The sequence below is a fragment of the Serratia sp. NA_13 genome, from assembly GCF_052691735.1.
In genome coordinates this window covers 159813-178948 of the sequence record NZ_JBQZFV010000001.1, presented here as the reverse complement: position 1 = coordinate 178948, position 19136 = coordinate 159813, and the positions used below count along the sequence as shown (strand labels likewise).

Below are 19136 nucleotides of genomic sequence, written 5' to 3'. Positions count from 1 at the left end.
AAGCCGGTGCTTACCCGGCTATTTATATCAGGTCCGTTTAATTTTCGTTTATGGTGCATTTTCGATGCACTACTCCATTATGCCGTTTTGGTCATAATCCAGCGCTGGTCGCCCACCGCCTGCAGATGAAAATCCACGTCATAAATCTGTGAAAGAAATACCGGCTCCATCACTTCCCGCGTGGTTCCCTGTGCGACAAGACGCCCGGCATGCAGCAACCAGACCCGATCGGCCTGCTGCAAGGTATGATTAAGGTCGTGCGCACAAACCAACGCACTACGTCCACTCTGACAAAACTCCCGCAGTAGCCGATCCAGCGCCACCTTCTGCGCCACGTCCAGGCTATTGGTCGGTTCATCCAGCAGCAACAGTTGGCTATGAGGATTGACCGTCGGCCATACCTGTAGCAGTACTGCAGCCAAGCGCACTCGCTGCCATTCACCGCCGGACAACTGAGTCAGCATGCGCGACAGCTTGTCCACCAGTTTTAAACGCTGGCACAGATAAAGAATGGTGCTCTCGAGTGCCTGTTCCGAGCTACCTGCAGGCCGGTGCAGTTCCAGATACTGGAATACCGGCATCAGCGCCACTGGCGGCTGCTGTTGGCTTAAATAAGCACGGCGCAGAGCCAGTTCATGGCCCTGATAACCCGCCAGCGGCTGGTCTGCCAGCCGGATCTCGCCCGTGCCGGGCAGTATGCCCGCCAGGCAAGCCAGCAGTGTGCTTTTGCCGGCACCGTTCGGACCAATAAGGTGAAACTGCAACCCAGCATCGACCTGTGCTGAAAATGGGGCCAGACGCCCTTCTACCCCAACCTGACTGAGTTGCAGCATTATGAATTATCGCTCCTTCTTTATAATATTACTTGGCCAACGCCTGTTTGACGGCGGCCACCAACGCAGGATCTTCCGGTGTCATGTCCGGGGAGAAACGTTGGATCACCTTGCCATCACGTCCGATCAGGAATTTCTCGAAATTCCACAGAATGTCACCGGTTTGCTTCGGTGCCCGGCCTTTACTGCTCATGCGCTCCAGGAATTCACTGCCCTGCGGCGCCGCGGCTTGCGGTTCGGCGGCAATCAGTGCCTGGTACAGCGGATGGCGGTTTTCGCTGTTCACTTCAAGCTTGGCAAACATCGGGAACTCAACGCCAAAGGTGCCACGGCAAAACGCCAGGATCTCTTCGTTGCTGCCAGGCTCCTGCCCGAGGAACTCGTTGGATGGGAAGCCCAATACCTCAAACCCCTGGTCACGGTAGGTTTCGTACAGGGCTTCCAGCCCGGCATATTGCTTGGTCAGGCCGCATTCCGAAGCCACATTAACCACCAGCAACACGCTGCCTTTATATTTGCCCAGCGTGGTGGATTGATTTTCGATAGTGTTCAACGGAATGTCATAAATCGCTTGAGTCATGGAGCTTATCCTCTTGTTTTACTTACAGGTGAACAGAGAAACTACCTTAAGCCTTTTACCCGGGTCAGTAACCAGATAAATAGCGGTGCCCCTAGGGTGGCGGTTACCACGCCGATGGGTAATTCAGCTGACAGCAGCGTAATACGCGCCACCACATCGGCCGCAAGCAACACACCGGCACCAGCCAGTGCGCAGCCCGGCAATAAATATCGCTGATTGGTCAAGCCACTGAGACGCAGCATGTGCGGAATGACCAGTCCGACGAAACCAATCACCCCGGCCAAAGCCACACTGACGCCCACCAGCCAGCCAATAGCCAGCACGAGTAGATTACGCCATAGATGCAGGGAAAGCCCGAGCTGACGCGCCTGTACCTCGCCCAGCGCCATAAAGTTTAGCGCCTTTCCCTGGCAACAAAGCCAAAGCAGCACCGGTAATAATGCCAGCACCAGCCATTTTTGCCGCCAGTCGACACCGCCAAAACCACCCATCATCCAATACATCAGTTGGCGCAGATCCAGGCTGGAACTAAAATACACCGCCCAGGTCATTACCGCGCTACACACTATGCCCAAGGCGACCCCCACCAACAGCAGCCGCGCATTGGTCAGACGTTTTCGACGGGCAAAGCTCAGCAACAGAAAGGTCATGAGCAGCGCGCCGGCAATGGCGCTCAAGCTCATAAAGGCTACCGGTAGCAGGCCGTTACCCAGCAGCACCGTTAGCACCAAAGCCACCCCCGACCCGTTGGCGACGCCCAGCAAACCCGGCTCGGCCAGTGGATTTTCAAACAGCGACTGCATTACCGCTCCAGCCACCGCCAGGCTGGCCCCCACCAACATCACGGCCAGCGCACGCGGCAGGCGTAATTGCCAGACAAACAGCTGCGCGGCTTCACCCGCCCACTGTGAGGGCCAAAGCCAAACGTCGCCCGCGCTGAGGCTGAAAACAAAGGCCACGGCAACACCCAGCGTAAGCAGCAACAGTTGGCGTTTATCGCGATGGCGTTGTTTGTGCAGCAATAAGGTAAAGGTCTGGCTGGCTGACATAGGCGTGGCGATTCCCTGCTGGCCGCCAAGGCGGCCGAATAATTGACGTCTGGGTCAAATATTAGGGGGTTAGCGCCCGAAGGGAAAGCATTGCATCAGGTGAATCACAGGAAAACAGCAGCTAATCCTGCCAATCACCCGTAGGTGATGGCAAAATCAGCCGCCGTTAAATCAATTAGCGATGAGGGGCGTTATCGTTTTGCGGGTAAGGTTTACCCTGGTCATTGTCCTTACCACGGCCATTGTCACGACCGCCGTTGTCATGATGGTTACCATTGTCATGGTGGTTGCCGTCGTTACGATTATCACGTTCACCGTGGAACAGGTTACCCCCCCGATCAGGGCCACGATGCTCGTAGCCACGCGGCGGCGAGGATTGCCAGCGGCCGCCATCCCAATACATACCCCGATTGTTGCGTTCCCCCATGCCACGCCCCTGGTGCTCATGCCACCATTGCGGCGAACGCCAGTCATAACCATCCCAATAGTAGCCGCGATGGTCCTGCTCCCCCAGATGCACGTTGATATCGATAGAGACATCCGCCTGGGCAGCCACTGGCAGCAACAGTGGTAAACACACCAGCAACAGGATTTTTTTCATTTTATGCTCCGAATTTATTTTCTTGCTGAGTGGGTTATATCAGCGTGCTTATTTTACGCCTATCTCACCAATGCCTATTTTCGGATCGTTTTCATCACCCTTACACATTCCATACATTCTATTTTTTGAATAAAACAGCCGCTAACAACCTTTAACGAATAGCTGACACACCAAATATCCGACGATATTTATAATAAAGCCAACACCCACCAGAGAGACAATGTTATGATTAAACGCATTGGGCTGCTATTGACCGTTGCAGTACTGAGTACGGCGCTTAGCGCCTGTTGCTTCGGGCCTCACGGTGGTGACCATCGTGGTGGTAGCGGACCGGATCACTACTACAATCATTATTAATCTTCAGGGGCTTCGGCCCCTAGTTTATCTTTCACCCCATCAGAATATTAAATAAATACAAGAATAATCCGCAAGTAATAAATTATTTTAATGTGAAGATTGGAAATCAATTTTATTAGGTGGTCGTATTTATTATTTATGGCCTAAGAATAAACCGAAATTCCCCTCTAAAAAGAAAAAGGCCGCAAAAGCGGCCTTTTTTGGTTTCACGCAACTTACTCTTTCGGGCTTGCGTTCTCTACCCGACTTTTCAGCTTTTGCCCTGGACGGAAAGTGACCACGCGACGCGCCGTAATCGGAATATCTTCGCCGGTCTTCGGGTTACGCCCCGGACGTTGGTTCTTGTCACGCAAATCAAAATTGCCAAAACCTGACAGTTTAACCTGCTCACCGTTCTCAAGAGCACGACGAACCTCTTCGAAAAACAGTTCTACCAGGTCTTTGGCATCCCGTTTGCTAAGCCCAAGCTTTTCAAACAGGTGTTCTGACATTTCAGCTTTAGTAAGCGCCATAGGTTCAATCCCTCAAGGATGCTTGGAATCGCTGTTTTAGAGCCTCTACACATTTTGCAACGGTAACGGCTATCTCCTCTTCTTCCAGTGTACGAGCGGTATCCTGCAATACCAGACTGATAGCCAGGCTCTTATAACCCTCTGCCACGCCCTTGCCACGGTACACATCAAACAAGTTTACGCCAACTACCTGATTTGCGCCAACTTTCTTACACTCTGCCAAAATATCTTCTGCGGGGACGTTTTCAGCCACCACAACGGCGATATCACGACGGTTTGCCGGGAAGCGAGAAATCTCCCGCGCCTGAGGCACGGCGCGGCTTGCGACCTTGTCCCACTCCAGTTCAAACACCACTGTGCGGCCGTTAAGATCCAGTTTACGTTCAAGTTCCGGATGAACCACACCGATGAAACCTACACGTTCACCCTGGAAATAAATCGCTGCGCTTTGCCCTGGGTGCAAGGCCGGATTAGCCTCCGCCTTGAACTGAATTTCGGATAATTTACCGGTCAGCTCCAGCACAGATTCCAGATCGCCTTTTAAATCATAGAAGTCGACCGGCTTACGCGCCAGATCCCAATGTTCTTCATGCGTATGGCCCGCAATCACCCCTGCTAGCATGACGTCCTGACGGATACCCAGATTTGCCGCAGTATCAGGGACAAAGCGCAGGCCGCTTTCAAACAGACGCAGACGCGTCTGCTGACGATTCTGGTTATAAACCACCGCGGACAGCAAGCCGGTCCACAGCGACAGACGCATGGCGGACATCTCTACCGAGATTGGGCTTGGCAGGATCAGCACTTCTTCGCCCGGGTGCAGCAAGGCCTGTACTTTAGGATCAACGAAGCTGTAGGTGATCGCTTCCTGGTAACCGTGATCGACCAGCATGGTCTTCACGCGCTTCAGCGTCAGATCTGCTTCGCGGTGCTTGGTCATGATCAGGTCAGCGCGGACCGGCACGTCAGGAATGTTGTTGTAGCCGTAAACACGCGCCACTTCTTCCACCAGGTCTTCTTCGATTTCCATATCGAAACGCCAGCTCGGCGCGACCGCCAGCCAATTATCGCCCTGCTCAGTCACCTGACAACCCAAACGACGCAAGATGTCACTGACCTGCTCACTTGGCACCACATGACCAATCAGGCGATTTAGTTTTTCACGACGCAAAGTAATGGTAGCGCGCTTCGGCAACTCACTTTCGGTGGTTACATCAATAACCGGACCGGCCTGACCGCCACAGATATCAATCAGCAAACGAGTCGCACGCTCCATCGCTTTGTACTGCAGCGCAGGATCAACACCGCGCTCGTAACGATGAGAAGCATCAGTGTGCAGACCCTGACGGCGTGCGCGGCCGGTAATGGCCAGCGGATTGAAGAACGCACATTCCAGCAGCACGTCCTGGGTGGACTCATTCACCCCTGAGTGTTCACCACCGAAGATGCCGCCCATCGCCAAGGCTTTCTGGTGATCGGCAATCACTAAGGTATCGGCATTCAGTTTGGCTTCGGTACCGTCCAGCAACGTCAGAGGTTCCCCTTTGCTCGCCATACGCACCACGATACCGCCTTCGATGCGGTTCAGGTCGAAGGCATGCATTGGCTGCCCCAGTTCCAACAGCACGTAGTTGGTAACGTCCACCACCGCATCAATAGAACGAATGCCGCAACGACGCAGCTTCTCGCGCATCCACAACGGACTGGCGGCCTTGACGTCGATACCTTTCACGACGCGGCCAAGGTAACGCGGACATGCCTGTGGCGCATCTACGCGGATCGGCAGCGTATCATTAATGGTGGCAACAACCGGGCTCATGTCCGGTTCGGTCAGTGCAACCTGGTTCAATACCCCCACATCGCGCGCTACGCCAATAATGCCCAGGCAGTCGGCACGGTTCGGCGTTACGCTGATTTCGATCGCGTTGTCATCCAGTTTCAGATATTCACGGATATCGGTGCCAATCGGCGCATCTTCCGGCAACTCAATGATACCGTCGTGATCGTCAGTAATACCCAGTTCGGAGAACGAGCACAGCATCCCTTCCGAAGGCTCACCGCGCAGTTTGGCAGCTTTGATTTTGAAATCGCCTGGCAGCACCGCGCCCACGGTAGCAACCGCTACCTTCAGACCTTTGCGGCAGTTTGGTGCACCACAGACAATATCCAGCAAGCGGTCGCCGCCCACGTTAATCTTGGTCACGCGCAGTTTGTCCGCGTTTGGGTGCTGACCGCACTCAACGACATGACCCACAACTACGCCATTAAAGGCACCGGCTACCGGCTCCACGCCGTCCACTTCCAGGCCGGCCATGGTAATTTGATCGGATAATGCTTCGCTGCTGATGGCCGGGTTTACCCACTCACGCAACCAGAGTTCACTGAATTTCATGTAATATTCCCGCCTTACTTAAACTGTTTGAGGAAGCGCAGATCGTTTTCGAAGAACGCACGCAGGTCGGTAACGCCGTAACGCAGCATCGTCAGACGCTCCATACCCATACCGAAAGCGAAGCCGGAGTAAACTTCCGGATCGATACCCACGTTGCGCAGCACGTTCGGGTGAACCATGCCACAGCCCAGAACTTCCAGCCATTTGCCGTTTTTGCCCATCACATCCACTTCAGCGGAAGGTTCAGTAAACGGGAAGTAAGAAGGACGGAAACGAACCTGCAAATCTTCTTCAAAGAAGTTATTCAGGAAATCATGCAGCGTGCCCTTCAGGTTGGTGAAGCTGATGTCCTTATCGACAATCAGGCCTTCCATCTGATGGAACATCGGGGTGTGCGTCTGATCGTAGTCATTACGGTAAACACGACCCGGCGCAATAATGCGGATTGGCGGCTGTTGTTCCTTCATGGTGCGGATCTGCACGCCCGAAGTTTGGGTACGCAGTAAACGCGTAGCATCGAACCAGAAGGTATCGTGATCGGCACGCGCCGGGTGGTGACCCGGAATATTCAGCGCATCGAAGTTATGATAGTCATCTTCAATCTCAGGCCCGGTCTCTACAGAGAAGCCCAGTTCGCCGAAGAAGGCTTCGATACGGTCGATGGTACGGGTCACTGGATGCAGCCCACCGTTTTCCATACGGCGGCCCGGCAGGGAAACGTCGATGGTTTCTGCCGCCAGACGCTCATTCAACGCAGCAGATTCCAGCGCATTCTTACGCGCGTTCAGCGCTTCCTGCACCGCCTGCTTTGCCTGGTTGATCACCGCTCCGGCCGCCGGGCGATCTTCTGCCGGCACGTCACGCAGCGATTGCATCTGTAAGGTAAAATGGCCTTTCTTGCCTAAATATTCGACGCGTACCAAATCTAACGCGGCAACATCCTGGGCATCTTCTACGGCTGCCTTGGCATTGGCAACCAGCTCTGCGAGATGTGGCATTGCTTTCCTCTTCCTCTGGCCGGTATGGCCCTAAGTAATGACTGATAATTTATGTTATCTGGCCTGACTCATACCCACAGAATTTCAAGCTACAGCAGGCGGCAAGTGAGTGAGTCCCCGGGAGCTTAGATAACTAAGTGACCGGGATGAACACACGCGGCCAACACCGCTGTAGTTTGAAAGGCAAAGGGTATGACTGAAAACAAAAAAGCCTCCACAGGGGAGGCTTAGGCGCTACTTTTCGTTTCTTCTCTTACGCGCAAAGCCTCCTGAAATCAGGCGCTAAAGTAAAAAAAGAAACGAAAAATAACAGAATTCATGATTGCGTTACCTTGTCGGTGATTGTCCACCAGAGATATGGCGCTGGTCAATAAAAGTCAGTATTTGTAGCTGAAAAACAAAGATTAAAGAGGGAGCAAGCTCCCTCTTTAATAACTGACTTACGCCAGTGCTGCTTTCGCTTTCTCGACCAGTGCGCCAAAGGCCACTTTGTCGAAGACTGCGATGTCAGCCAGAATCTTACGGTCAATTTCAATAGAAGCTTTTTTCAAGCCGTTAATGAATTTGCTGTAAGACAGACCGTTCACACGAGCAGCTGCGTTGATACGTGCAATCCACAGCTGACGGAACTGACGCTTACGTTGGCGACGGTCACGGTAAGCATACTGACCTGCTTTGATTACTGCCTGGAAGGCAACACGGTAAACGCGCGAACGGGCACCGTAGTAACCTTTCGCTTGTTTTAAAATTTTCTTGTGACGTGCGCGTGCAATTACACCACGTTTTACGCGAGCCATATGCTCTCTCCTAAAGTCTTATTCTAGATTCAAAAAAAATGGCTTATGCGTACGGCAGGCACGCGGTAACCAGGACCAGATCGTTTTTAGACACCATGCCTTTCGGACGCAGGTGACGTTTACGCTTGGTTGCTTTTTTGGTCAGAATATGACGCAGGTTAGCGTGCTTGCGCTTAAAACCACCGCTGCCGGTTTTTTTGAAGCGCTTGGCTGCACCACGTACAGTTTTAATCTTTGGCATTTTAATTAAATCCACTTCGCATTGTTAAACAACGAATCAGTTAGGCGAATAAAACCCACACCACGCAAGCGCTGCGTGAGTTTTATTACTTGGAGGCCTTACTGCCTCTTCTTCGGTGCGAGCACCATGATCATCTGACGGCCTTCGATCCTCGTAGGGAAGGATTCGACAATGGCCAAATCAGAATCTTCACACAGGTCTTTACGGACGCGGTTAAGCACTTCCATACCGATCTGTTGGTGCGCCATCTCACGCCCACGGAAACGCAGGGTGATTTTGGCTTTATCGCCATCTTCAAGAAAGCGAATCAGGTTGCGTAGTTTTACCTGATAGTCGCCATCATCGGTACCAGGACGGAATTTGATTTCCTTGACCTGAATAACTTTTTGCTTCTTCTTCTGTTCTTTTGTCGACTTGCTCTTCTCGTAGAGGAATTTGCCGTAATCCATGATTCGACAAACTGGCGGTTCGGCATTTGGGCTGATTTCTACTAAATCAACGCCCGCTTCCTCAGCTTTTTCAAGAGCTTCATTCAGACTGACTATACCAATCTGCTCGCCATCGACGCCGGTTAGGCGAACTTCTTGCGCGCGAATTTCTCTGTTAATGCGATTAGGACGCGCCGGTTGAACTCGTTTTCCGCCTTTAATACTTTATTCCTCCAGTTGATGAAGACTACGGCTGCGAATCTCTTTTAGCAGCTTGTCTACGACTTCATTTACGTCCAGGCTTCCCAGGTCTTTGCCACGGCGGGTACGAACGGCAACTTTGCCTGATTCGACCTCTTTATCACCGCACACCAACATGTAAGGAACCCGTCGTAAAGTATGTTCGCGAATTTTAAAGCCAATCTTCTCATTTCTCAAGTCTGCTTTAACGCGAATACCTGCGTCCTGCAATTTTTTGGTCAATTGCTGGACATAATCAGACTGGCTGTCGGTGATATTCATCACCACCACCTGTACCGGAGCAATCCAGGTTGGGTAGAACCCTGCGTATTCTTCGGTAAGGATACCGATGAAACGCTCCATGGAGCCCAAAATAGCACGGTGAATCATTACCGGGACCACGCGATCGTTGTTTTCGCCAACATACGATGCGCCTAAACGGCCCGGTAAGAAGAAATCGAGCTGCACGGTACCACATTGCCATGCACGATCCAAACAATCATGCAGAGTAAATTCAATTTTAGGTCCGTAGAAGGCACCCTCACCCGGCTGATATTCAAACGGAATCCCGTTTTCAGTCAGCGCAGCGGCCAGATCCTCTTCCGCACGGGTCCACATATCGTCAGTACCAATGCGCTTCTCAGGACGGGTAGAAAGTTTTACCGCAATCTTCTCGAAGCCAAAAGTACCGTACACATCATAGACCATTCTGATGCATTCGTTCACCTCGGCACGCACCTGCTCTTCAGTACAGAAGATATGGGCGTCATCCTGGGTGAACCCGCGTACGCGCATCAGGCCATGCAGAGAACCCGAAGGCTCGTTACGATGGCAACTGCCGAACTCCCCCATACGCAGCGGCAAATCACGGTAGGATTTCAGGCCCTGGTTGAAGATCTGCACGTGACCCGGGCAGTTCATCGGCTTGATGCAATACTCGCGGTTTTCCGACGAGGTGGTGAACATGGCGTCTTTATAGTTTTCCCAGTGGCCGGTTTTTTCCCACAGCACACGGTCCATCATAAATGGCCCTTTCACTTCCTGATACTGGTACTCCTTGAGCTTCATGCGCACAAAGGCTTCCAGCTCGCGGAAAATTGTCCAGCCATCGTTGTGCCAGAACACCATACCCGGCGCTTCTTCCTGCATATGGTACAGGTCAAGCTGCTTGCCGATCTTGCGGTGGTCACGTTTGGCGGCTTCTTCCAGACGCTGCAGATAGGCATTCAGCTGTTTCTTGTCTGCCCATGCGGTGCCGTAGATACGCTGCAGCATTTTATTTTTGCTGTCGCCACGCCAGTAGGCGCCAGACGTTTTCTGCAGTTTAAAGTGATGGCAGAAACGCATGTTCGGCACGTGCGGACCGCGGCACATGTCGACATATTCTTCGTGGTGATACAGGCCAGGACGGTCGTCATGGCTGATGTTCTCATCCAGAATCGCCACTTTGTAGTTTTCACCACGCGCGGCAAAGGTGTCACGGGCTTCTTGCCAGCTAACCTTCTTCTTGATGACGTCATAATCTTTGTCGGCCAACTCATGCATCCGCTTTTCCAGCAGATCCAGGTCTTCCTGCGTCAGGGTACGGTCGATATCAACGTCATAATAGAAACCGTTGTCGATCACTGGGCCGATCGCCATTTTGGTGTCTGGCCACAGCTGCTTGATGGCATGACCCAACAGGTGCGCGCAGGAGTGGCGCATGATTTCCAGGCCTTCGGCATCCTTGATGGTGATGATAGCCAACTGCGCGTCTGATTCGATCAGATCGCCGGCATCAACCAGTTCACCGTTCACACGACCGGCAATACAGGCTTTCGCCAGGCCAGGACCGATATCAAGGGCAACATCCAGGGGGGAAACAGGGTTTGCAAAATGACGCTGACTGCCGTCAGGAAGAGTAATAACAGGCATTAATAATTCCTTATCTACAGTGGTGACCCACACGACAGATCACTTGCAGTACGAAAATTGGGTTGGGTTTTAGTCAGTTAGGTTTCAGATCTCGCCCACAATTGCCAGATTGATACCTAACCGGGTACACAGAATGGAAAGCATACCTTCACAGCCATATTTGGCTAAGTGGATACTATCACTAAAATTGTTTCGGATAAATAAACTGCAATTCAGATCCAGTCAGCGAATAGCTGCAGTTCGCGGCGATAAATAGCCTTTCAGGTAACTCAGGGTGGCAATCAGGCACAGGGAATACCCCAGGACTTCACAGCCCTCTTCTACCATATTCTTCACCACCCGGTTGTAACCATCGAGCATCAATGTCTGCCACAGTGAACTTATGCCGAACAGCCGTGAAAACACCAAGATACACAGCAGGCCAGCACACATCATGCCGTAGCTCGGATGCGTCACAAAATGCACCAGCCCCTGCAATGTGGCTGCAATATGACGAGACGCATACCCCAAACAAATCAGTGCAACCGCCAGAGCAAACCAGAACCAGGATCCATGCAAAAGCATATCAAAGGCAAAATCCATCTCTCGAATCAGCATGCACAGAAAGAAACCACCGATCAGCATCCACGCTGGCCGATAAACAGCATCCCTGCATGCCGCAATGAAAAAACAGGATGCTATGGCGGCAAGAATCAACTCCTGAGCTATTTCAGTTAGCGAGGTTTCATAAACAAAATTATGCAACCAATGCACGTCGATAAAAATCAGGCCCACCAAGCCAGCCAGTAGCAGGCTGCAAAGCAGAAAATGGCATACTTTCCCCAGTAAAATTTGCAGATCATGTCTCATAGTCACTCTCGTTATTATTTAAAGCACGCCTATAGTATTAGTCTGTAGCTGGGGATCGTGGCAATTAATGCGAAATAGAACCAACTCGGGACCAACTCGCGGTGAAATGGCCATAAAAAACAAAAACAACCAACAAAACACCCTATGACAGGCAGAGTTGAGACAGCATCCCGCATCATGAACCGATTATTGAAGTTACTCGTTGGCGTTTGCATCATGCTGGTGGCTATTTTTGCGGTATTACACCTGGGGGCAGACCGCCACCCGAGAGCCATTGCGGTTAACGAACCGCCCATCGAGTGTGAAGATGCGCAGGAGATAACCAGTGCTTGTGTGAATGACGATGACGCCGACACTGACGCGCTTCCTGAGCTAACCCCCTCCAGCACTCAGGGATAATGAGCTGCAAACGCGATTCCTCTATATTTAGAGGTCGCTTCCCTATTGTTGCCGCTGAACACGCGGCAACAATAGGGTAGGACTTTTAAACTGCGTCACAACATTTACTGAAAACAGGAAGTCTGCCCCATGACGAGTATTCTGTAGTTATTCCAGGCCATTGACTGGGTTTGGTGCTACTGCTGCCGCTGGCCAACCCACTCACCACAGTCGCACTGTTGCTCGGGCTTTCGGCAATATGACGCGCGAAGAGCGCAACCAGCAATCGCTGATGGCCTCGGTCTATGTGTTCTTTATCATGACGGTAGCGTTCTATGCCGGCCAGTTGGTCATGAACACCTTCGGTATCTCTATTCCCGGCTTGCGGATCGCCGGTGGGCTGATTGTGGCGTTTATTGGCTTTCGCATGTTGTTCCCGCAGCAAAGTACGGATGAAGCTCCAGAGGTTGAAAGCAAAAGCAATGAGCTGCGCAAAAAAACCTCGGCCAATATCGCCTTTGTGCCATTGGCGATGCCCAGCACCGCCGGTCCGGGAACCATTGCGATGATTATCAGTTCCGCATCGAGCGTCAAAGAGAACACTCTGGGATTTGCGCACTGGGTGCTGCTAGTCGCGCCAGTGGCCATCTTTCTGACGGTGGCCCTGATTTTATGGGCTTGCCTGCGCAGCTCTGGCGCTATCATGCGACTGGTTGGGCAAAGTGGCATTGAGGCGATCTCACGCCTGATGGGTTTCCTGCTGGTGTGTATGGGCGTGCAATTTATTATCAACGGCATTTTGGAGCTCATCGCCACCTATACCCCAGCCGTTGCCTGAGCCATAAATACGGGCGCTAAGCGCCCGTCAGACTGATGACAAACCTCATTCCTGCCCAGAGCGAGTAGAGGCCGATAAATAAAAATCAGGAAAATCAATTTATTGATTTTCGGCTGCTCACCACAAAGCAGGAAAAACCACGCTTTTCCCTGCTTTGTCAGCAACCTAACGGGCGCAAACCGCGCCCGTTTCACTTACTTACCTGCAGGTGCCTGCGCGCCTAAAATACCCTGACCTTCCGGCACTTCAGTAAAACGACTGAGGATCTCGCTGTAGGTTTTCGCCGGATCCAAATCCTGGAACTGGTTCGGATAGATAAACTTCGCCAAATACTCCAGCCCAACGATATTGTACGGGTGGTTATAGAAATTGTGATAAATGCCATAGAAGCGGCCCTCTTTTACCGCCGAAAGCTGGGCAAAGCCTGGGCGCTGTTTCATTGCGTTGAACGCAGCATCCACCTGCGGTTGCGTCACACCATAGCCAAAAGGTACCGCAGCGTTGGTTTTACTGGCCCACTGGGAACCGGAGATAATATACGCATCTGGCTTCATGCTGATCACTTTCTCAAGCGATACGTCGCCCGTCGCGCCCGGTAACAGTTCCGAACCCACATTGCGCGCGCCTACCGCCTCAATCATCCCACCCCATCCGACATGAGCATGGGTGAAACAGCAAGACTCCAGCCCGTTCAGGCCGGCTTTGGCCTCAATAAACACCAGCGGCTTTGGCTCTACCTTTTTGGTTTTATCGAGGATGCTCTGATAGTGCTGCTGATAAAAGTCCGTGTACTGTTTCGCTTCACTTTCACGGTTTAGAGTTTCCCCCAGCAAGGTAATGCTTTTCGGGGTGTTCTCCATCGGTTTCAGCATGGTATCGATAAACAACACCGGAATATTCAGCGCTTGCAGCTTGTCGAGTACGCCAGTCTGGCTCAGAGAAGGTTTCGAGCGTAGCTGCGCCACCATCAGATCAGGGTCTTTGGCGATAACGCTTTCCAGGTTAATCTCTCCCTTGTCGCTAAACCCCATATCGATAATGTTCTTGGCTTCTGGCCACTTGCTTTGCAGAATTTTCCAGGTTTCACCATCGCTCTTCTTCAGCAGGTTGTTCCACGCCACCAGCCGGGTAAAGGGATCGGCACGGTCCAGCAAGGCCAGCGTCAGAATATCGCGCCCATCCTGCACCACAATGCGTTTCGGCTCTTGTTTAATCGTCAGGGTTTGACCGGCGGTATCGGTCAGGGTGAGCGGATAAGTGGTCGCCATCACCTGAGTAGAAAAGGCGCAGGCGAAAGCCAGCAGGGTCATTCGACGGTACACGTAACACTCCTTAGCGTGAGAAGTTAATCCAGAAATAATAATGAGAATTGCTCACATTATCAAAGAGAACGCCGGGCGAGTTTTCGATTAATTGAAAAGAGATGTGAACCGCAACAAGGTGGTGCGCCGGAACCGGCGCACCAGTCAGGTTAAATCAGGCCGTAAATCAGCGCCGACAGCGCAATCAGCCCCATCACCAGCACAAATACATTGCTCAGCGCGCGGTAACGACGCATAGCGGGTACCGTACGCACCGCATACATCGGCAAAATAAACAGGATCGCCGCGATCAGCGGTCCGCTGATGGTTTCAATAATGTGCAACGCACTCGGGTTCCAAACCGTCGCCGCCCAGGTCAACAGGAACAGCAACACGGCAGAAATACGGTGCGTAATACGCGAGCTTAGCGGTTTTCCGACTGCACGCGTCAGGCCGTCAATCAGACTGGTCGCCCCTTCGGTCACCCCCAGTGAGGTACCCAGATAGGACTTGGCCATCGCCAGCATCGCCATCATCGGCCCCAAATAGGCGATCAACGGGTTGGAGAATTTGTTCGCCAGCGTGGTCAGCACGGTAATGTTTTGATCTTTCGCCTGCTGCATATCCTCGTGGGACAGACTCAGCACGCAGCTGAAGACAAAGAACAACACGGTGACGCAGATCAGCACGTAGCTGTAGCGCATGATCCGCGCGCAACGGCGTTCAGCCAGTTCGCCATACAGGCTCTTTTGGGTCGAGGCAAAGGACGAAATAATCGGCGCATGGCTGAATGAAAACACCATGACCGGCACCGCCAGCCACAGCGAATGCCACAAATCTGGGCTACTGAACTGAGTGTTCGCCAGGCCACTGACAAAGTTGGCGGTTTGCCAGGTCGGCATCAGGTACAGCGAAATACCCATCAAAAATACCAGTAATGGAAATACCAGTATGCCCATCGCCGATACGATGCCGTCTTTACCGCGCAGCAGCACCAGATTCAGCACCACTACCACCGCCAGGCTCAGCCAGATACGGGGTGGCGACGTTAGGTGAAACTGATGAGTCAGGAAGCTGTCCAGCGCGTTGGTGATCGAAATGCTGTACACCAGCACTATCGGGAAGAACGCCATCAGGTACAGCACCATGATGATTTTACCGGCCAGCACGCCAAAGTGCTCGACCACCACATCATGAATATTGCCGTTACGGCTAGAGCCGGAAAGCACAAAGCGGCTCAGTGCGCGATGCGGTAAATAAGTCAGTGGGAAGGCAAACACGGCCATCAGCAACAGCACCAGTGGACCGTTTAAGCCAGCGTTGATCGGCAGAAACAACGTACCTGCCCCCACCGCAGTGGCGTAGAGGCCAAACATCCAGACGGTGTCCGTCTTGTTCCATTTGCCCGGCTGGGCGGGAGCCAGCGTGCCGGAATCGGGAGAAATCGTACTCATAGGAAAGCTTACCTTAATCTGCAGCGACAACGGTTGCGCCTAACGGGATATCCTTCTCCGCGAATTTTTTAATAGTAATCAGTTAATTAACTCAGAATTTCATTCTTATGCCTAGTAAAAGGACGGCAAAGGATAATTAAAAACCTTGTCCAGGTCTATCTTTCACAGGTTGAGTGGCTATTTCGCGAACAATCATCGCTGTAAAAATCGGCTGCGGAGCACAAAAAACTAGGGCCTCGAATGAGGCCCTGGAGGATGACTTACTTGTTGGCGTCCGGATGTTCCGGTACGGCGGCGCTGCCCATATCCTTCTGGTCTTTACGTACGCTGGCCACGTCTGAGGCGCTAACCGGCTTGGCGCTGTTACCCCAGCTTGAGCGAATGAAGTTAACCACTTCCGCTACCTGCAGGTCGTTCAACCGCCAGCCAAACGGTGGCATGGTGATGTTGGATACCGCCCCTTTCACCGCCGGCGTGGTGTTACCGGTCAGCACGATGTGGATCAACGAGGTCGCATCTTCGGTCTGCACCACCGGGTTGCCCTTCAGCGCCGGGAAAGCACGTTTGTAACCCACGCCATCGGTACGGTGGCAGGCAGCACAGTTATCGACGTACAACGCCGCTCCGGGCTTGCTGTCGTCACCGCGCCACAGATCCTTGGCTACGCTGTCTTCTACCGGTGTGGCCTGCTGCTTGCCGTCTTTCGGCGGCAGCGTTTTCAGGTAACGCGAAATTGCCGTCAGATCCTCATCGCTGAGATACTGCAGGCTATGCTCAACCACGTCGCTCATACCGCCAAACACGATGGACTTATCGTTACGGCCGGTTTTCAGGAACTCGGTCAGTTCGGCCTCGCTCCAGGTTCCCAGCCCATCCTTGTTATCACCGCGCAGGCTGGATGCCACCCAACCGTCGATCGGCGCATTGCTGCCGGACAGGTAGTTGTCACCGTCATTATTGCTCAGCGCTTTTTCCTGCATGGTAATGCTGCGTGGCGTATGGCAGGCACCGCAGTGGCCCAACCCTTCCACCAGATAACGACCCCGCTCAATCACCGGATCGGCCTTGGTGTCCACCACAAAGTCCGCCGGTGATGGCGCAAACATGCCGCGCCAGATACTCAGCGGCCAGCGCATTGACAGCGGCCAGGGGATATCGGAATCCTTGTTGGCCTGTTCCACCGCCGGTACGCCGTGCATGAAGTAGGCATACATGGCGCGCATGTCATCCTCTTTCACCAGCGCAAACGACGGATACGGCATCGCCGGGTACAGGGTGCTGCCGTTTTTGGCGACGCCCTTGCGTACCGCGTTGTCGAAGTCTTCGAAGCTGTAATCACCGATGCCGGTTTTCTTGTCCGGTGAGATATTGGTGGAGTAAATGGTGCCGATCGGCGTTTCCATCGCCAGCCCCCCGGCAAACTCTTTACCGCTTTTGCCGTTGGTGTGGCAGGCCACGCAGTCACCGGCACGCGCCAGATACTCACCGCGCTTGATCAACTCGCTGCTGACCGTGGCGTCCTGCGCCCAGACAGAGAAACTCAGTGCACTGAGAACCAGTGCGGGAACAAATGCTTTCATCAGTCGCCGTCCTTATGCCTGCACCAAAGGGCCTGGGTTTTTCAGATACTGCTCGCGAATAGCGCGTGCAGACCAGTAAGCCAACGCGGCCACGGTGCCGGTCGGGTTGTAACCCAGACCCTGCGGGAAAGCTGACGCGCCGATCGAGAACACGTTATGGACGTCCCAGCTTTGCAAATAGCGGTTCACCGCACTGGTCTTCGGATCTTCGCCCATCACCGCACCGCCGTTCATATGAGTGGTTTGGTAGCTGGTGGTATCGAAATGACTGTTGGCGTTTTTCGGGCTGCCAGAAATCAGTTTCGGGTTCATGGCCTTGGCGATAGGGGCCATTTTGTCGTACATAAATTGCGCCATCTTGATGTCGTTTTCCTGCCAGTCGAACGTCATGCGCAGCAGAGGCTGGCCGAACACGTTTTTGTAGGTAGGGTCGAGATCCAGATAGTTGCTGCGATACGACTGGTGCGCACCGTGGGCATCCATCGAGACATGATGGGTATAGGCATCGGCCACCGCCGCTTTCCACTTACTGCCCCAGGCCGGGGTGCCCGGAGGGGTTGGCAAGCCGGAGATCGGTTTGGTGCCCGCCTGGTTGACCCAGAACGGCGAACCGCCAACGAAGCCTGCTTCGGCATGGTCAAAGTTGTCGGCGTTGAAGTCGTCCACACCCACACCATTACCACCAGCGCCGATGAACGGGTTGGTAAACACGTCCTTGTCGAAAAACGCCTTGATAGTGGTCAGGTTTTGGTAAGCGAAGTTACGCCCAACCACACCTTCGCCGGTCACCGGATCGTAAGGTTTGCCGATACCGGACAGCAGCATCAGGTGAACGTTGTGGAACTGGAAAGCACCCAGGATCACCAGCTCGGCCGGCTGTTCGACTTCACGGCCTTGCGCGTCGATATAATTGACACCGGTTGCGCGAGATTTATCGTCGGTCAGGTTCACCTTCAACACATTGGCGTTGGTGCGCAGTTCGAAGCGTTTCTCCATGCGCAATGCCGGCAAAATATTGACGTTCGGTGAAGCCTTGGAATACATATAACAGGCGTAACCACTGCAGAAACCACAGAAGTTGCACGGCCCCATCTGCGCGCCATACGGATTGGTGTAGGAATCCGAAGTGTTGGCAGAAGGCAGGTTATAAGGGTGATAGCCCACGTCTCGCGCCGCTTTCTCGAACATTTGCGCAGAGAAAGTATTCTTCTGCGCCGGCAACGGGAAGTTGTCGGAACGGTCAGCCGCGAAGGGGTTACCGCCCTTCGGTGCCATTTTTTGGCCCTTGACGGTCCAGGCGGTGCCGGAGGTGCCGAACACTTTCTCCGCTTTGTCGAAGAAGGGCTCCAGCTCGTCATAGGTGACACCGAAGTCCTGGATGGTCATGTCTTTCGGGATGAAGTTTTTGCCATAACGTTCTTCGTAGTGGCTACGCATGCGCAGCTCGATAGGATCGATGCGGAAATGTACGCCAGACCAGTGCAGGCCTGCGCCACCCACGCCGGTACCCGGCAGGAACGCCGCTAACTGACGGTAAGGCACTGCCGTCTGGCTGGTATTGTGACGAATGGTCACGGTGCTTTTTGACAAATCCTGGAACAGCTTGCGGCGAATGTTATAGGTCAGTTCGTCGATCACCTGCGGGTAGGAACCGTCCGGATAGGTATCGCGCATCGGGCCGCGTTCCAGCGCCACCACGTTGAGGCCAGCCTCGGTGAGTTCTTTGGCCATAATGGCGCCCACCCAACCGAAGCCGACGATCACCGCGTCTACTTTTTTCATTACCGTTGCCAT

Annotated in this window: 18 protein-coding genes, 1 pseudogene and 1 other annotated feature; of the genes and pseudogenes, 2 read left to right on the top strand and 17 right to left on the bottom strand. The window is 53.2% G+C overall.

All coding sequences use genetic code 11. The features are described from left to right. Nucleotides 1–77: 77 nt before the first annotated feature. From btuD to ACUTSU_RS00760, 13 genes are all read right to left on the bottom strand, one after another. The gene (gene btuD / locus ACUTSU_RS00820; protein WP_445651055.1) at nucleotides 78–833 is read right to left on the bottom strand and encodes a vitamin B12 ABC transporter ATP-binding protein BtuD; all 756 of its coding nucleotides are present in this window, start codon (nucleotides 831–833) and stop codon (nucleotides 78–80) included. Between the two features lie 28 nt (nucleotides 834–861). Then, a complete protein-coding gene (locus ACUTSU_RS00815) occupies nucleotides 862–1413 on the bottom strand; it encodes a glutathione peroxidase (RefSeq protein ID WP_445651054.1) in 552 nt (183 codons plus the stop codon). Nucleotides 1414–1454: 41 nt separating this feature from the next. Continuing rightward, entirely contained in the window at nucleotides 1455–2462 is a 1008-nt protein-coding gene (btuC, locus tag ACUTSU_RS00810) for a vitamin B12 ABC transporter permease BtuC (RefSeq protein WP_445651053.1), read from the bottom strand. A 175-nt stretch (nucleotides 2463–2637) separates the two neighbouring features. Continuing rightward, nucleotides 2638–3063 carry a DUF2502 domain-containing protein gene (locus ACUTSU_RS00805; protein WP_445653638.1) on the bottom strand — a complete coding sequence of 142 codons (426 nt, stop codon included), beginning with the start codon at nucleotides 3061–3063 and terminating at the stop codon, nucleotides 2638–2640. Nucleotides 3064–3635: 572 nt separating this feature from the next. Further along, nucleotides 3636–3932, bottom strand: coding sequence for an integration host factor subunit alpha (ihfA, locus tag ACUTSU_RS00800; RefSeq protein ID WP_004943604.1), 297 nt, complete (start codon nucleotides 3930–3932; stop codon nucleotides 3636–3638). A 4-nt stretch (nucleotides 3933–3936) separates the two neighbouring features. Then, nucleotides 3937–6324, bottom strand: a complete 2388-nt coding sequence (gene pheT, locus ACUTSU_RS00795) for a phenylalanine--tRNA ligase subunit beta (RefSeq protein WP_445653637.1) — start codon at nucleotides 6322–6324, stop codon at nucleotides 3937–3939. A 14-nt stretch (nucleotides 6325–6338) separates the two neighbouring features. Further along, nucleotides 6339–7322, bottom strand: coding sequence for a phenylalanine--tRNA ligase subunit alpha (gene pheS, locus ACUTSU_RS00790; RefSeq protein ID WP_012144881.1), 984 nt, complete (start codon nucleotides 7320–7322; stop codon nucleotides 6339–6341). A 201-nt stretch (nucleotides 7323–7523) separates the two neighbouring features. Continuing rightward, nucleotides 7524–7646, bottom strand: a sequence feature (Phe leader region). Continuing rightward, nucleotides 7598–7642, bottom strand: coding sequence for a pheST operon leader peptide PheM (gene pheM / locus ACUTSU_RS00785; RefSeq protein ID WP_197724622.1), 45 nt, complete (start codon nucleotides 7640–7642; stop codon nucleotides 7598–7600). It overlaps the preceding feature by 45 nt. 116 nt (nucleotides 7647–7762) lie before the next feature. Next, entirely contained in the window at nucleotides 7763–8119 is a 357-nt protein-coding gene (rplT, locus tag ACUTSU_RS00780) for a 50S ribosomal protein L20 (protein ID WP_004943595.1), read from the bottom strand. A 43-nt stretch (nucleotides 8120–8162) separates the two neighbouring features. Next, the gene (rpmI, locus tag ACUTSU_RS00775) at nucleotides 8163–8360 is read right to left on the bottom strand and encodes a 50S ribosomal protein L35 (RefSeq protein ID WP_004931418.1); all 198 of its coding nucleotides are present in this window, start codon (nucleotides 8358–8360) and stop codon (nucleotides 8163–8165) included. 98 nt (nucleotides 8361–8458) lie between these two features. Continuing rightward, the gene (gene infC / locus ACUTSU_RS00770; protein ID WP_013812633.1) at nucleotides 8459–9010 is read right to left on the bottom strand and encodes a translation initiation factor IF-3; all 552 of its coding nucleotides are present in this window, start codon (nucleotides 9008–9010) and stop codon (nucleotides 8459–8461) included. 3 nt (nucleotides 9011–9013) lie between these two features. Beyond that, the gene (thrS, locus tag ACUTSU_RS00765) at nucleotides 9014–10942 is read right to left on the bottom strand and encodes a threonine--tRNA ligase (RefSeq protein ID WP_445651050.1); all 1929 of its coding nucleotides are present in this window, start codon (nucleotides 10940–10942) and stop codon (nucleotides 9014–9016) included. A gap of 222 nt (nucleotides 10943–11164) precedes the next feature. Next, nucleotides 11165–11791: a hypothetical protein gene (locus tag ACUTSU_RS00760; RefSeq protein WP_445651049.1), complete on the bottom strand. Its 627-nt coding sequence runs from the start codon at nucleotides 11789–11791 to the stop codon at nucleotides 11165–11167. A gap of 177 nt (nucleotides 11792–11968) precedes the next feature. Here ACUTSU_RS00760 and ACUTSU_RS00755 point away from each other — a divergent pair, with 177 nt between their 5' ends. Then, nucleotides 11969–12190, top strand: coding sequence for a hypothetical protein (locus tag ACUTSU_RS00755; protein WP_445653636.1), 222 nt, complete (start codon nucleotides 11969–11971; stop codon nucleotides 12188–12190). Between the two features lie 164 nt (nucleotides 12191–12354). After that, nucleotides 12355–13007: pseudogene (locus ACUTSU_RS00750) on the top strand (MarC family NAAT transporter). 194 nt (nucleotides 13008–13201) lie between these two features. On the opposite strand, the gene ACUTSU_RS00745 reads toward ACUTSU_RS00750, so the two are convergent. From ACUTSU_RS00745 to ACUTSU_RS00730, 4 genes are all read right to left on the bottom strand, one after another. After that, on the bottom strand, nucleotides 13202–14329 hold the full coding sequence (locus ACUTSU_RS00745; protein WP_445653635.1) for an ABC transporter substrate-binding protein: 1128 nt from the start codon (nucleotides 14327–14329) through the stop codon (nucleotides 13202–13204). A gap of 149 nt (nucleotides 14330–14478) precedes the next feature. After that, nucleotides 14479–15762, bottom strand: a complete 1284-nt coding sequence (locus ACUTSU_RS00740) for an HAAAP family serine/threonine permease (RefSeq protein WP_445651046.1) — start codon at nucleotides 15760–15762, stop codon at nucleotides 14479–14481. 260 nt (nucleotides 15763–16022) lie between these two features. Further along, a complete protein-coding gene (locus tag ACUTSU_RS00735; protein ID WP_445651018.1) occupies nucleotides 16023–17342 on the bottom strand; it encodes a c-type cytochrome in 1320 nt (439 codons plus the stop codon). Between the two features lie 12 nt (nucleotides 17343–17354). Further along, a complete protein-coding gene (locus ACUTSU_RS00730) occupies nucleotides 17355–19136 on the bottom strand; it encodes a GMC family oxidoreductase (RefSeq protein ID WP_445651017.1) in 1782 nt (593 codons plus the stop codon).